The 15,347-nt window shown below is 53.1% G+C and carries 9 protein-coding genes; 6 read left to right on the plus strand and 3 right to left on the minus strand.

Annotated elements, in window-relative coordinates:
• The first annotated feature begins 3 nt into the window (after positions 1 to 3).
• Positions 4 to 441, plus strand: a complete 438-nt coding sequence (locus BLT02_RS12255; RefSeq protein ID WP_139187597.1) for an MFS transporter — start codon at positions 4 to 6, stop codon at positions 439 to 441.
• A gap of 144 nt (positions 442 to 585) precedes the next feature.
• Here the strand turns inward: BLT02_RS12255 and BLT02_RS12260 are convergent, their stop codons facing one another.
• Positions 586 to 1,152 (minus strand): flavin reductase family protein, encoded by a 567-nt coding sequence (locus tag BLT02_RS12260; protein WP_092995874.1) that lies wholly within the window; start codon positions 1,150 to 1,152, stop codon positions 586 to 588.
• A 126-nt stretch (positions 1,153 to 1,278) separates the two neighbouring features.
• On the opposite strand from BLT02_RS12260, the gene BLT02_RS12265 reads away from it, so the two are divergent.
• The 5 genes from BLT02_RS12265 to BLT02_RS18115 all read left to right on the plus strand — a co-directional run bounded on the left by BLT02_RS12265 (position 1,279) and on the right by BLT02_RS18115 (position 11,582).
• A complete protein-coding gene (locus tag BLT02_RS12265) occupies positions 1,279 to 1,611 on the plus strand; it encodes a winged helix-turn-helix transcriptional regulator (RefSeq protein WP_092995877.1) in 333 nt (110 codons plus the stop codon).
• Between the two features lie 396 nt (positions 1,612 to 2,007).
• A complete protein-coding gene (locus BLT02_RS12270) occupies positions 2,008 to 2,535 on the plus strand; it encodes a hypothetical protein (protein WP_092995880.1) in 528 nt (175 codons plus the stop codon).
• 73 nt (positions 2,536 to 2,608) lie between these two features.
• Positions 2,609 to 3,448, plus strand: a complete 840-nt coding sequence (locus BLT02_RS12275; protein ID WP_092995883.1) for a DUF2238 domain-containing protein — start codon at positions 2,609 to 2,611, stop codon at positions 3,446 to 3,448.
• A 178-nt stretch (positions 3,449 to 3,626) separates the two neighbouring features.
• On the plus strand, positions 3,627 to 4,091 hold the full coding sequence (locus BLT02_RS12280) for an HD domain-containing protein (protein WP_092995886.1): 465 nt from the start codon (positions 3,627 to 3,629) through the stop codon (positions 4,089 to 4,091).
• A gap of 540 nt (positions 4,092 to 4,631) precedes the next feature.
• Positions 4,632 to 11,582: an Ig-like domain-containing protein gene (locus tag BLT02_RS18115; protein WP_092995889.1), complete on the plus strand. Its 6,951-nt coding sequence runs from the start codon at positions 4,632 to 4,634 to the stop codon at positions 11,580 to 11,582.
• Positions 11,583 to 11,898: 316 nt separating this feature from the next.
• Here the strand turns inward: BLT02_RS18115 and BLT02_RS12290 are convergent, their stop codons facing one another.
• Both BLT02_RS12290 and larA read right to left on the minus strand, forming a co-directional pair.
• On the minus strand, positions 11,899 to 13,278 hold the full coding sequence (locus BLT02_RS12290) for an O-fucosyltransferase family protein (protein WP_092995892.1): 1,380 nt from the start codon (positions 13,276 to 13,278) through the stop codon (positions 11,899 to 11,901).
• Positions 13,279 to 13,682: 404 nt separating this feature from the next.
• Positions 13,683 to 14,960 carry a nickel-dependent lactate racemase gene (gene larA, locus BLT02_RS12300; RefSeq protein WP_092995898.1) on the minus strand — a complete coding sequence of 426 codons (1,278 nt, stop codon included), beginning with the start codon at positions 14,958 to 14,960 and terminating at the stop codon, positions 13,683 to 13,685.
• Positions 14,961 to 15,347 lie beyond the last annotated feature (387 nt).

Raw genomic sequence — 15,347 nt, forward strand, 5'->3', positions numbered from 1 at the left:
TGAATGTTTGGGACAGGTTTAGGCTTTCCCACGTCGCTTTGCGTAGATGTGCCTCTGTCAACGATTCCGCCGCAGGTGCAGAACAGCTGCTCCGGATTAGTCTCAACAGGCCAAAGCCTGGGCATGTCTATGGGAACCGGCATCATTGGCGTTGTCCTGACTCTGGGAGCAGTCAGTGGACTACGGGAGGCGATCAACACCTATACACCTATGAATTTGTCTAATGAAGCATTCAGAGCTAATGCGGAAATGTATATGCAAAAGATGGGAAATGTCAATCCCTTAACTTTGACCGTAAGGGATCAGGATGCATACCAGAAAATTATCAATGCCGTCTATCAGAATGCCATGAGAGTGGTTATGATGGTGGCAGTGGGCTTGATCGTGCTGGGTGTCATTTTGACATTTTCACTAAACGATATTAAGAAGCAGAAAAGATGATTTTTATTCTTCATCGCGCGATACCCTCGACTGAATACATGGGTATTGCGCGATGAAAAATAAAAGATGAAGAATAAATTCAGAGGGTTTCCGTCACCAGGAGCAGAGCGTGCTCCGGGTGCAGGAAACCCTTGTTCTGTGGAATTACTTCTTCAGTGCCAGCCCATCCTTGAAGGCGTTGCCGACACGTTCCGTGACCTTGTAGTAACCGTGTGTGTAGGGGTCAAAGGCGATGGCATTGACCAATGACATATCAAGCTTTCCATTCACCATAACACTTTCATCGGCGGTGACATTGACGACTTTGCCGATTACCCCGCAGCCGTATTCATTGGACTGGTATTCGATAAACTCGCATTCCAGACACAGCGGGAATTCATTGATAACAGGTGCGTCTACGGTTTCCGCCCTTTCGGCAGTCAGGCCGCTGCAGGCGAATTTGTCGGGTGTATTGTTTCCGGATACGACGCCGAAATAGTCTGCTTCTACCACATGAGCTGCATCAGCTATGCTCACGGTGAAGGCGCCTCTGGCCTTGATATTTTTCACGGTCTTGTGGGACTCGGTGAGGTTCAGGGCGACAGTGCCCCTTTCCTGCATAGTGCCCCATGCTGCGTTCATTACGTTGACGCTGCCGTCTTCGTTATACGTTGCGACCATCAACACCGGCATCGGGAAAATACCTTCTGTGATCTTGAGTTTTGTTCTCATAACTGCTTCCTCTTTTTTGTGCTTGGATTGACAGGAACGTGTGTCGTACCTAAAATTATAGCCGGTGTGGGAACAGATACAAGTACTGATATCTAAGTAAGGTACTATCTTTGGAGAAAGCTTATCATGATCAGAAATTATATAGAAGACGCCAATTTCGAAGATACCGGTTTCAGTTATACGCTGTCACTCATTTCCGGCAAGCATAAGATGAAGATCCTGTACTGCCTGATGGAATTTGAGCCCGTACGGTTCAATGAGCTCAGACGGTATTTAAAGACGATTTCAGATAAAACCCTCAGCGCAAATCTGAAAGAGCTGGAGGCCGACCATCTGATTGTGAGAAAGGAATATCCCCAGATCCCGCCAAAGGTGGAGTACAGCCTGAGCGAACGGGGAAAATCGCTGATGGCGGTGCTGGATCAGCTGTGTGTATGGGGTGAGGATAACAAAGAATAAACGAGTGCTTCCGGCTCAAAGACGTGCAATGAACCCGGCGGCGTTGCTGCCATTAACGCCGAAGCGGACAGGTACGACAAAATCTTAAATTCGTTCGGCAAAACCGACGGGGAGTAGACGATACAGACAGTCGGCAGTTTTCTTATTTTTTATTCTTCATCGCGTAATACCTGTGTCTTCAGACGTGGGATAAACGCGCAGAAAGGGAAACCCGCACGCGGGGCGCAAGACTCGCAAGCGAGTCTTCAATTCTGATGGAATATCCCATCCCATTCTTCCTCAACATCGATATCTGTGATAAGATAAAGAACTGATAAGGAAAAAATTGATAAGAAAAAAGATAAGTATGCCGCCTTTTGACGGAGGCCGCACTCTTATCATAAGGGGGAGAAAAAGATGAAAGGTTGTGCGAAATTTCTTAATTTTATTGCATTTTTTGTGTTTCTGTCCATTTTAATCGTTTTCATCGGCGCCTGCGCAGCAATTGCGGTCGTCGGTTTTAAACCAGACATGATTACGGAGGATCTGCTTGACGCATTCAAAGCACTTACGATCAACGGAAAGCCTGTCACGATGGAGATTTTGACAGGGTTCAGGACTCCATTGCTCATTATGTTTGGAGCAACTATTCTGTGCCTGTTGATCACACTTTTTACAATCGCGAACATCCGTGCCGCCTTAACAGAGGTCGGCCGTGGAGAACCCTTCTCATTCCGCTGCAGCAAGGCGCTTAATACGGCAGCGCTGCTGGTAGTTATCAACGGTCTTGCAGGTATTGCCTTAAGCACATACTCTGCCTGTATCTTTGGCGGGCTCTCTTTAGATGGAGGAACTGTACTTGGCTATACAGTCAATCTTTCCTTTATTCTGGTCGCCGTTTTACTGAAGATGCTGTCCGGGATCTCTGAATTCGGCCGCGGATGATCTGTCTGTCCCGGGAAAGGTTTAATACATTCGGGGACATGGTCTCCTTCCACTATGATTAAGGAGAGATAACGTGAAAGCAATAAACAATTACCTGAAAAGACTTCATAACAGGATCAAGGAAAATAAGGGTACGTTTATCCTGTACACGATCCTGCGGCTCATGGTGCTTGCCGCGCTGATCCGCAGCATCCTCATCCATAACTATGAGGGCGCGGCAGTATGCCTGCTGACTCTTGTATTGTTCATCCTCCCCAGCTTCCTGGAGGGTTCGCTGCAGGTGGAGATCCCCGGGCTCTTCCAGGGCATCATCTACTGTTTCATTTTCGCAGCGATGATCCTGGGAGAACTGCATAATTATTATACTAAAATCCCGATCTGGGACACGGCGCTTCATACTCTCAACGGCTTTCTGTTTGCGGCTGTGGGCTTTGTCACCATTGATCTGCTTAACCGGAACAGTAAAAATGTCCATCTTTCGCCGCTGTATCTGACCATGGTAGCCTTCTGCTTCTCTATGACGATCGGTGTGCTTTGGGAGTTTATTGAGTGTGCCGGGGACCTGTTCTTTGGCCAGGACATGCAGAAGGACTTCATTGTGCAGGTCTTCCAGTCGTGTAAGCTGGATCCGACGAACAACCAGCAGGCGATCAAAGTGGCAGATATCATAAAAACTCAGATATTTACCGCCTCCGGCCAGGTTTTTGAAGTGGAGGGCGGCTATCTGGACATCGGTATCCTGGACACAATGAAGGACCTGCTGGTCAACCTCATCGGGGCGGTCGTTTTCTGCATCTTCGGTTTTGTTTATCTTCATTTCGGTTCCAAGAAGAAATTGGCAGCCTCTGTGGTAGAGGGACTGCGCATCCAGCCTGCGCCGGAAGAACCTGCTGAAGAGGAAGAAGAGGCTTAAAAGCTGGCTGCAGAATATGCCGGAGATCTTTGCTGCTGTGGAGTGATACAGCTGTACAGGGATGATAAATCACGGGGCAGGGGTCTGGTCCGGCTGGTTCTGAGACTGGCCGGGCCGGTCACGCTTTTGCTGTGATCAGGAATCCGCACTGATCCCATCTGTATGGAGGGCATATTGGATGAAACACCACTGTAACAGGGACCTCTTTGTGTCTGAACTGAATGATCTTCTGAATAATCCGGAGATCCAGCGCATGGCAGGATATGAACAGCATCAGGGAAATACCACGCTGCAGCATGTCCTCAATGTCGCGATGGTCAGCTTCAGAATCGCGGACCGGCTGGGACTGGATATTGACGAGAGGGCGCTGGCAAAGGGCGCGGTCCTGCACGACTTTTATCTCTACAATATCCCGGAAACAGGACTCAGCGACTACCGCCACGGCGTCAGCCACCCGGAACTGGCGGTCAGGAACGCGAAAAAGGTGATGTCCCTCAACAAAAAAGAGGAAAATATCATCCGCAGCCATATGTGGCCGCTGACACTTTTTCATCCGCCGCAGTCCAAAGAGGCAGTGGTTGTGATGATGGCGGATAAATACTGTGCGGTCCGGGAAATGGTTTTCCGGAAGAAAACGGTCTGACAAGGTCCGTCCCCTTCTTTTGTGACGGTTTTCCGCGCTCAGAGCGCAGGTAGATTGACTGGAATTTCATTTTTGTAATCATTTCTTCAACTGAATAGTGAATATAGCAAAAAGCGTTTGTTTTCAATCATTTTTGAAGACGGGCGCTTTCTTTTTTTACAAAGTCAGAAAGAAGATGAGACCGATGACAGAGCGGCGAGTTTTGAATACTCAAAACCGGCCACTATGGTGTTTTTCATCATGGAACGGTACCAGGAGAACGGCGCTTTGCCGGGGACCTGAAAATGGAACATCTTGGACTGAACCTGGGACTCCCGCTTGACAGCTTGGACAGCAGATGCTAATATGCACATGTTAGATAAGACTAACTATCTTCTACTGTTAACTTTCTGTTTTCATTAAAATCGTCGATCGATACCATCGGGTGATTATCGAGCAGGAACTGGAATTTGTACAAACAGGAACCGGGCAGCGGTAAAGCCCGGACCGGGATAAGGGTCTGTAACTGTAAACAGGTATAAAGAAAAGAAAGGAGACAATATGAGACGAAAAGGCTTGGCATTGAGCAGAAGGCTGGCATCGTGCCTCCTGGCCGCCACCCTGGCTGCGGGGCTGGCGGCGCCTCAGGCTGCCGTTTATGCCGGCGAACCGGATGCGGTTTTGGAGGAGGAAACAGGGTCGGGAGAAGACATGTACACAGACCCGGATGAGGACGTGCCCGAGGAAACGGAAGATCCCTCTTTGGATCTGTATCCTGATGCAGCGGAAGATTCCTATTCCGAACCGTATTCTGATCCATATGTCGATGCTTCTCCGTATATTGATCCTTCGGAAGATGCAGAGAATACAGATGCGCCGATAGAAGATACGGCGCAGGAAGGTCTGGTGCCGGAGGGCGCGTCAGAGGATGAACCGCAGTATGAAGAAGCGCCGGAGAATGATGAGTATCAGGAAGGCGCTGTGGATGCAGAGTCTGCCGGGAACGAGGAAGATGCAGAATTTGACGGAAATGACGAGGACGCAGAGCCTGTCGGAAGCGGCGAAGAAGCCGACAGCCCGGAGGAAGTCTCGTCCGAAGACGCAGCCGTGAGTGCTGATCCGGAAGCGTCTCCCGGAGAAATCTTTTCCTACGGGAGAGGCACTGAGGAGGATCCTTACGTGATCGATAACGCGGACCAGATGTACGCCTTCGCCGCGTCCCTGGGAGCGGAACTTGACTACAGCGGCTGCACCATCGTCCTGAGCGCGGATATCGACCTCTCCGACAGGGAATGGACGCCGGTCGGCCTCGGTGAATATGCCTTTGCGGGAACCTTTGATGGAATGGGGTACTGCATCAGCGGTATGCACCTGGGGACGCAGGAGGCAGCCGCGCAGGCGGAGCCGGAGCACCCTTGCTTTGGTTTGTTCGGCACCTTGGGAGAGACCGCCGTCGTCAGGAACGTGAATCTGGTAAACGTCTTCGTCAACGGACAATGGCCGGGCTCCTCCTGTGTCGCGGGCATTGCGGGCAATATGGACGCTGTGCAGGATGACTCCCCCGCAGGGGCATGGGTGGATAACTGCCACGTGGATGGCATGATCACTGCTGTCCAGGACAGCGGCGAGCTTTTCATCGGCGGCATCGCGGCCTGCCAGAACGAGGGCGCAATCACAAACTGCAGCACGGAACTCATCCTGTCCGGAACGGTCGTGGAAGGAGACGCGGCTAAGGTCGGCGGTATTGTGGCCCAGGTCAACAGCGGCCTGGTCGCCAACTGCTGGTCCGACAGCGAGCTCAGCGGCAGTGCTGAGAGCGAAAACGGACTCGAAGGCATTACGGCTGTCGGCGGACTGGCCGCCGTGGATGCGGGCGACGTCGTGGGCTGCCGTGTCAGCGGCAGTATTACTGCAGAAAAAGGCTCCTCTTATACGGGCATGGTTTCCGGCTTGGTAGAGGCCGGAGGCAGGGCCTGCAGCAGCTGGTTTGACGGGGACAGCGTCATGACGGCCGGCGGGGAGGCGGTCACACCTCCCGCACCGATTGGCGGGGGAGTCCCTGTGAGTACATCCGGAGACGGGGCAGACTACAGCGACGAAGCCGAATCAATCGCGGCCATTGACGCGGAAGACGCTGCCGGCGCTCCCGCGGGTGAAATGTACTACGACGGGATTGCGGAGGGCCTCCAGGCTTACGCGCCGGCGGATTGCGAGCAGGTCGCTGATGCGCTGAACGCGGAATTTGCCGAGTATCCGGTCAATATCACCTTATACGAGATCCCTGATGACGCACTGTTTACCTGGGCCTTTATCGATGGCAGGGTGGTCCTGACGGGCGAAAGGATCGTCGCATCCTATATGGAACCCGCGGCGGAAACAGATGCGCAGCCCGGGGAGGATTTCCGGGACGACATCGACGGCTCTGCCGAAGATGCCGGGGAGATCATCACGAATGCCGGGGAGGATTTCGAAGAGAAAGACGGCTCCGGAGAAGAGGAAACTGCCGCTGTCATCTCCGGGACTGATGAAGATGCCAGGGAGATCATCGCCGATTCCGGGGAGGATGTCGAGGATAAAGACGGCTCCGGAGAGGAGGAAGCTGCCGGCGCCATCCCCGGGACTGATGAAGATGCCGCGGAGAGCGTCACAGGTTCCGGAAAGGATGATAAGGAAAAGGATAAGGACGGCTCCGGAGACGGGGAAACTGCCGACGTAGTCCCCGAAATCGACGAAGAACAGGCCTTCGGAGAAGCCCTTTCCGGCGCGGCTGGCGGCCCGCGGGGGGAGGCCCCTGTGTTCCAGTCCGGGAAAAATTTCGGCGGGATACAGACGGATTCTTTGCTGAGCGCGGCACAGACACTGGACGGGGGCTTTGTGGCCATGGGTTATTCCATGGGCGAAAGCCAGGATCCGGAGTGGACGCACAGCGGAAAAGCTTCCAACAACGACGCGATCCTGCTCAAATTTGACCAGGACCACAAGCTTCAGTGGTCGAAGGCATACGGCGGAGAAGGAGTGGAGGTCTTCAACAGCATGGACGTTCTCGCCGATGGGCGCATCGCGGCCCTCGGGCGGGCATCCTTCGAGAGCGCGGATCAGAACATCAAGGGTGTTTCCTGGTATCTGCTCCTCGTCAACCCTGACGATCCGGACGACTATGTGGATTACCGCATCGGCGGTACTTCGGGAGACCAGGGTTATGGCGTCGCGGCGACGGCGGACGGGGGCTTCGTGCTGGCAGGATGGAGCGCCAGCAAGTCCGGTTTCTTCACCTCGTCCGAAGACCAGACGAATTACAGGGACACGGTCCAGCTCTGGGAACCGCAGGACGGCACGGATGACGGGATCCCCAACCGCGTAGCGGGGAGTGGTTCCGACACAATCGTGGTGAAATTCGACAGCAGCGGCGAGCCGGTATTTACATCTCTGCACAACTACGGCGTCATGGAGGACGCCTATAACATGTCGAGTCCCAGTGAGCGCCTGACGGATATGACAGTGGATGCGAATGGCGACATCTATATCGTGGGCTACCACAACGTGGCGAAGAACGTTCAGGACGCGTTCGTTGCGAAACTGGACGGCTCTGACGGATCCCTTATCTGGCACCGCTCCGCGGGGCGCGACAATAACAAGATGACAGAGGTTCCTGCCACTGAGCTCGAGAAGATCAAGGCGGAGTACAATGGCGTTGCCGTGCTGGCCGACGGGACCATCGTGGTATCCGGCGAGGCGGACAACGATGCGGCGAGTGAGGAGGCCTGGAGGGTCTACGGTGCCAACGATGCCCTCTGGGTGCATTACAGCGCTGACGGCGAGGTGCTCGGCTCTCATTGCCTGGGGACCATCTGCTACCGCACGACGGACGACATCGGCAGCAAGCACGCCAGCGTCACGGCGACCCCGGACGGGGGCTTTATCTTCGCGGGCACGCAGTCCGGCGTCATGCAGTCGGACGAGCTGGTGGCGGAAGGCTACGATTTCGGCAACTATGGCGCGCAGGACGGCGTGCTGGTCAAATATGACGTCGACGGCCATGTCGAGTGGTCCGAGAATTACGGCACCCGCCAGGGCGACTGGATCAACTGCGTCCTTGCTTTTGACGACGGCGAGCTGCTCGTCGTGGGCGAGTCCAACGGGCGCAACGGGATCCCCGCCTGGAGTAATAACGGCGGTATCGACGGTGTGATCATGTCCACCGGCTTCTATCCCGACGCCTATACCGAGCCTGTCAATACAGCATCGAATGGAGATGTCGTCTGGGCAGACGGCAGCTATACCGCCACCGGAGACGGCCATGGCGGAAAAGACGCCATCCGCGTGACCACCCGGGTCGAGGACGGGAAAATTGCCTCCGTGACCGGTGAGAGCCTGCTCGAGACGGAAAGTTACTACTCCAGAGCGGCTGCTCTGTACGAGATCATCGTGGAGAGGCAGACCACCGACATCGACGTCGTGTCGAGGGCAACCATGTCCTCCCGGGGTATTCTGGAGGCCACGGAAAAGACGCTGGGCCAGGCCGCGGCCGCCCATACGGACGCCCTGATCGCCGCCATTGACGGGGCCGAGGACACGGAAGCCGCCGTCAGGGCCGCTGCCGCCGCTTACGCCGAGCTGGGAAGCTATGCCGCCGGCCTGGTCCAGGGCCTGGATGAGCTGAAGGCTGCCGCCGCCGGGTTCGGCATCGTGATCGAGTCGAGGGCAGACAGATACGAAGCCATCACGGAGACCCGCCCCGAGGCCGGGACTGACCTTAGCCACAACGACACATATTACAAGCTGCAGGAAAAATATCTCAACCTCATCAATGCCCAGGTTTTTGAAAAGAAGGGCCTGGACGGTGATGGCATCACCATTGCCGTGATCGACAGTGGTGTAACTCCCGCGCATCGGGACATCGACTACGATCGGATCCTGGACGGTTACAATTATGACGACGGTGCTGAAATGAAGGCGGACGCCCTTATAGATGAATCCGGGCACGGGACTGCCGTAACCGGGATCCTGACGGCGAAGGCGGACAACGGCATCGGAGTAGCGGGCCTGTTCCCGAAGCTGAAGGTAGTCCCCCTGAAGGTCACGCCCAGCAAGAAGCTCGACGATGCCTCCAGCCTCATGATCGCACAGGCCATCAATGACGCAGTCGACATTTACCATGTCGACGTGATCACCACCAGCCTCGAGGTCAAGGACACGGACGAACTCGCGGCCGCAGTCCGGCACGCCGAGGAAAGCAAGGTCATTGTCACCGGCGCCGCAGGCAACAGCTCCAAGGCGGAAAACAACGGCGAAGATCCTTACGTGTATCCGGCTGCCTACGACGAGGTCATCAGCGTCGGCGCGGTGGATCTGAACGGAACGGTCCGTTCCACCTCGCAGAAAAACGACAAGGTCCTGGTCACTGCCCCCGGTGAGGGCATTGCGGTTCTGGATCTGAGCCGGAATGACCGCTGCAAGCTGGCGGAGGGTACATCCTACGCATCCCCTCTGGCTGCCGCTATGGCTGTCGCCGCAAAACAGCATGACAGGGACATCACACCCGAACAGTTCAGGGAAATGCTGAAGGCTACTGCCCGCGATGCGGGTCCGGAGGGCTTCGACAATTCCTACGGCTACGGCATCGTGGACTACGCCGCGTTCTACCGCGCCCTTTTCGGGATCACAACGCAGTATGAGATTACCCTGAACAGGACGGAGCTTACGATCACGGAAGGAAAGAGCATGCCGCTCAGTGCGGTCGTGGCTCCTGCGGACGCGGAAAACAGAAAGGTTCTCTGGAGCAGCAGCGACGAAGCAGTCGCAACAGTGGACGGGCAGGGCAGAGTCACCGCCATCGCCCCCGGGGAGGCGAAGATCACCGCAGCCTGCGACGGCGACGACACGGTATTCGCAGTCTGCGCGGTCACGGTCGAAAAGGCTCCTGAGATTGAGAAGCTCGAAGTTCCCTCCAACGGGACCCCGAATGACGGTACGTATGAAGGAACCGCCGTCGTGGAGGACTTCGGATACTCCGTTACCTTCAAGGCCGCTTTCAGCGGCGGTAAGCTCGCTTCGCTGACGGATTTCTCTTTAAAGAATAACGATGATGAGGACAATGAGGACTTTGCGGGCTATGCCTGGGATACCATCAGGGAGAAACTCCTCGGGCAGCCGGCGTCCGTGGACATCGTCTCCGGCGCGACCCACTCCTCCAGGGCCATAATGGAAGCCTATAAGGATGCTTACGCCAAGGCCATTGCCATCAGATACGGGATCACACTGAACAAAACGAAGCTTTCGCTCACGGCAGGAAAAAGCGAGACACTTGCCGCTACTGTCACCCCCGCTGATGCGGAAAACAAAGAGGTTCTCTGGAGCACAAGCAATGCCGCTGTCGCTACAGTAGACGCGGCCGGAAAGATCACCGCTGTCGCCCCCGGCAGGGCTACGATCACCGCGACAGCCGCCGCGGCAGACGCAGCCGATACCGGAGCTACGGCAGCCTGCGAAGTGACAGTCACGAAGCCTGTCTCCTCGATCAAACTGGACAAGACCAGCGCCTCCATTCTCAGAGGAAAGACAGTCACACTCAAAGCGACTGTATCTCCCTCTGACGCCGGAAACAAGGCAGTCGCCTGGTCCAGCAGCGACAAGAAGATCGCGACTGTGGACTCCAAGGGCCTTGTCAAGGGCGTTGCAAAGGGTACCGCTACGATCACGGCTAAGGCAAAAGACGGCAGCGGCGTGAAAGCCGCCTGCAAGATCACAGTCAGACAGCCTGTCACCAAGATCACCCTCAGCAAGACATCAGCCTCGATCCTGAGGAACAAGACAATTACCCTCAAGGCCACCGCAGGCCCTTCCTCCGCCAACGACAAGTCTGTCGCCTGGACGACCAGCAACAAGAAGGTCGCTACAGTGAACTCCAAGGGTGTCGTCAAGGGTATCGCCAAGGGAACCGCGACGATCACGGCGACGGCCAGAGACGGCAGCAAGGTCAAGGCTGCCTGCAAGATCACGGTCAGACAGCCCGTCACCAAGATCACACTCAATAAGAAATCGGCCTCGATCCTGAGGAATAAGACAATTACCCTCAAGGCCACCGCGGGCCCTTCCTCCGCCAATGACAAGTCTGTCACCTGGACGACCAGCAACAAGAAGATTGCCACAGTGAACTCCAAGGGTGTCGTCAAGGGCATCGCCAAGGGAACCGCGACGATCACAGCGACCGCAAAGGACGGCAGCAAGGTCAAGGCCGCCTGCAAGATCACGGTCAGACAGCCCGTCACGAAACTGACGATCAACAAGACCAAACTCACTGTGAAGAAGGGTAAGACCACCACCCTCAAAGTGACAGTCGCACCTTCCTCCGCCAATGACAAATCCCTCAAGTGGACCACCAGCAATAAGAATATTGCGACCGTGACCCAGAAGGGTGTCGTCAAGGGTATAAAGAAGGGAACCGTGACGATCACAGCCGCCGCACGGGACGGCAGCGGTAAAAAAGTCACCTGCAAGGTAACTGTCAATTGATCTGGTCTGCAGATTTGACTAAAATAGAAGGGAAGCTTCAAGACGAGTGGAATTCAGATTTATCCTGGATACAGACTGATTATATATCGCCGAAATCTGATATTTCACGGCAGGGTTCAACAGCTTTTCATCAAACCCGCTCTTTTGTCCATACTGGATAAATTTGAAAAATAAATATTGAAAAGCCCCTCGCGACGGTACTGAAAGGGCAGAACAAAATCTGCATCAGAACTGCCGTGAAGGGCTTTCTCCATTTTGTATAAAACTCCCCCCGCCGCGTTTTAAACACGGATCAAATCATGTGGTTTTCGGCAGCTCATGCCATTCCAACACTGAATTGATAGTAATGGCGGAAATGATCCAGATTAAAACCTTTTACCATATCTATACCGTTACTTAATCCTGAAGCAATAAAACTGTCGCATTTGGAGAGAACGTACATTGCGTAAAAATAGTTTACAGTCATATCTTCGATATGTTCTTCTTTTTCATCGGGAGCATACTTTTCGTTTTCGAGCTCCGCAATAAGCTTTACCGTCTTAAACTCTTCCACACTGAACCGTTCCTGCGCAACGATTTTTACGAGTGAGCCGAATTCGGCTCTCATATCCCGCAAAATACCTTCGTCCTCTGTGGCAAGGAAGATCCCATCAAAACTGTACTCATCCATCCAGTTCCTGATCATAGGGATCATTTCCGGAACGGTGGCCTGTTTGCTGATACCGTATATATTTGTAGTGATATAGTCCGTGCCTCTGATATAGACACCCAGTATTTTTTTATCCCCGATCACGGCCTCCGCGTATTCATCCATTTCCGAAATCAACTGGTCCTTAAACCATTTTCTTTCGATGATTCTGTCAGCATGCTGGCCGTTGTAGGTGACTGAAAGCCTGGAGAGCAGTATCTCGTCATATATGATTGTGTTTTCATCATCCGCATCTTCGGGAACATCGGGCAGATTCAATAAGCTGCGCACAAATCTGCCGGAATACTTGCCTATGTAATCACCTTCGATATATGCTTTCCAGCCTGCGTGTGAAAAAATACTCTCCATGCGGATAACATGAGACATGATCATTCCGATTCCTGTCAATCCGGAATCAAAGTGCATATGTATGTACTTGATCTTGTCAAGCGGCTTTTCCGTAACAGCCTGCAGGTAAAACATACTTTGGAAGACTGCGAGCACGCTCAGCTTATTCCCGGTTGTATTTTGATAACTGTTGCCGAGGGGGGCGGTAACAAAAAGCACTTCCTCCGTATCCTCCGGAACCTCTCCGCCCACATGCAGATGTTCTGATTCGGATAAGAACCACAGTATCCGGGGATCCTGATAATAAAGATCCATATCCTTCCTGTCGCGAAGAAGAATGCGCCCGATCACTATGGTATATTCATTGGTTTCCAGGAATACGACCTTCTTCCGGTTCTGAAACTGATCCAGGACTATGTGGGCTGTATCTTCTTCATCATAGGTAAGGAAATCCCAGTATATTACCAAGTGTCTGTAGGCTTCCGGCATGGCCGGAAGTACATAATCAAAGTTCCTGGTATAGACGATATCATAATCATCACCGTTTTCTCTGGTGACATGACAGGCTTTCCGGCCCCCGGAAAGAGCCTCATGAAAAAGGTTCATTCCGTGCTGCAGAGTATCAAGCTGTTCATTCGTTTTTTCTCTGATCTCAAACACTTGTGCTAATCCTTTCTTATTGTGGACATGGCCTTAAACCTGCAGATCTGTATGAATTTTGTCTGCGCGCTGCGACGTGCGTCCTGAATACTTTTTTGCCATTATTCTATAATAGTATGCTATGTGTTTTCAAGGACAGACCGGGTATTACTACTGACGCTATTATTACTGACAGGATTATTACTGACAGGATTATTACTGACAGGATTATTACTGACAGAATTATTACTGAAAGCATATGACTGAAAGATCAGATCGCTGCAGTACGGGACACTAAGAAAAAATGCTCCCTTCCGGACGGACAGGCAATAGAAAAAAGCCTGTTTTCCGGAAGGGAGCATTTCATATGTTTCAATTTGTGTTTCAATTTGGATCGTGTATTGATCCAACAGAAGGGGAGTCGATTATTCTCTGACAACGACGGAGATGCCGTTCGGGATGCAGGTCAGGGATGCATCCTCTCCCTTGATCTCTCTGGCGCGCTTGTAAGCGGCTTCAAGGGTGGGGGCGTATTCCATCTTCAGGCCTTCGATCATATCCTTCTGGTTTTCATCAGCGACGAAAATGACCTTGTATTTACGGACAATACGGGCCAGAACCTGGCTGCACCACTGGTCGGGAGAGGTCTTTTCCTGGGGCGTCGCAAGGAATTTCTGATAAGCAGTCTCGATATCGGGCTCATCCGCGATAATGTGATAGAAGTAATCACCACCTGTTCCGTCCATGCAGGAAGCCAGCATGATAATGACCGCACCGTCCTTCGCGCACGCTTCGCCGGCAGTCATACCCTTGGGAGACTGGTAGGCGTTCTGATCCAGAGGGTAACCGCCGTTGGTGGTTATGACGATGTCCGCATAAGCGGGCTTCACACACACATAATCCGAGATGAAATCGCAGCCCTTGCGGTGCGCGGTCTCAAAATTACCGGCAAAGGCAGCAACGGGCTTCTGGCTTCCATCGATAACAACATTTACGATATAGGCAAGCTTTGCCATTCTCGCTGCGGCAAGCATATCCTCGTGGATGGGGTTATGATCCAGAATACCGGGGCGGGAATAAGGGCTGTCGACAAACTTGGAGCAGTGGTTGCCCATGACGGTGACAGCGTCCGCAATACCGGGCAGGATGCTCTTTCGGCCTCCGGAAAAACCGGCGAAGAAATGAGGCTCAATGAAGCCTTCCGCTACCAGGAGCTGTGTTTCCATCGCCAGTTTGTCGATGATGCAGTCGGGACCGCTGGGGAGTGATCCTACTTTGACATTTCTGGAAGGATCATGGGCGTCATGGACGACGATATCGTCCTTGAACTCCTCATAAAGCGCATCGCCGAGCTTATTCTTGAGTTCCTCGATAGACGTAGGACGGTGGAAACCGGTGGCGACCAGCAGCTTGATCTTAATGTCGGGGCTGCCTTCGCGCAGCTCACGGACCATATTGGGGAGAATATCCTTGCTGGGGACAGGTCTTGTATGATCACTGATGATGATAACACAGTTATCTTTTCCTTTTGCGAGTTCGCTCAGACGAGGACTGTCAATGGGATTCTCCATCGCCTCGCGAACAATATCGAGTCCTGTCCGGTCGCTCGTAAGCTGCTCTACCTTGCTGGTCAGGACTGGTGTATCGTCCGGAACCTGCAGATCCTGTGTTGTGTTTGCGTAAGAAAATTTGACTGTTTTCATAAATCCGCCTGTTCTCCTTTCTGCAAAAGAGGCATTGTTATATGCAGCGCTCTTTGGTAGGATTAACTGATCAATGTGGATAAGTTCCAGTTATTTAAGTGACAAATTTTTAACAGTTATTAAGTGATAATATTTTAACATAGAAGTATCGTGGTGCAGCATATATTTATATAAAATATTGTACAATAATACGTACGATGTCCTGTACAACATAGAGCATTCTCTTTTTTCAGAGGAATTTAAGAGTTACAGACCGCCTCAAATTTCGTGGCGGTCTGTGCCGGGAGATGAGTTACAGTACAGACCGGCTCGAAACTCGAGGCGTTTTTCGCGGCTTTTTCGCGAAAAACCCGAGTTCAACGGCGCGCGGTGCACGCGAAGCGTATT

It is taken from the genome of Sarcina sp. DSM 11001 (assembly GCF_900101015.1).
GTDB lineage: Bacteria > Bacillota > Clostridia > Lachnospirales > Lachnospiraceae > CAG-791.

Excerpts from the sequence above, each read along its gene's own strand:
- BLT02_RS12265 (WP_092995877.1), top strand. The coding sequence starts at position 1,279 with ATGATCAGAAATTATATAGAAGACGCCAATTTCGAAGATACCGGTTTC.
- BLT02_RS12270 (WP_092995880.1), top strand. The coding sequence starts at position 2,008 with ATGAAAGGTTGTGCGAAATTTCTTAATTTTATTGCATTTTTTGTGTTT.
- BLT02_RS12260 (WP_092995874.1), bottom strand. The coding sequence starts at position 1,152 with ATGAGAACAAAACTCAAGATCACAGAAGGTATTTTCCCGATGCCGGTG.
- larA (WP_092995898.1), bottom strand. The coding sequence starts at position 14,960 with ATGAAAACAGTCAAATTTTCTTACGCAAACACAACACAGGATCTGCAG.
- BLT02_RS12280 (WP_092995886.1), top strand. The coding sequence starts at position 3,627 with ATGAAACACCACTGTAACAGGGACCTCTTTGTGTCTGAACTGAATGAT.
- BLT02_RS12255 (WP_139187597.1), top strand. The coding sequence starts at position 4 with ATGTTTGGGACAGGTTTAGGCTTTCCCACGTCGCTTTGCGTAGATGTG.
- BLT02_RS18115 (WP_092995889.1), top strand. The coding sequence starts at position 4,632 with ATGAGACGAAAAGGCTTGGCATTGAGCAGAAGGCTGGCATCGTGCCTC.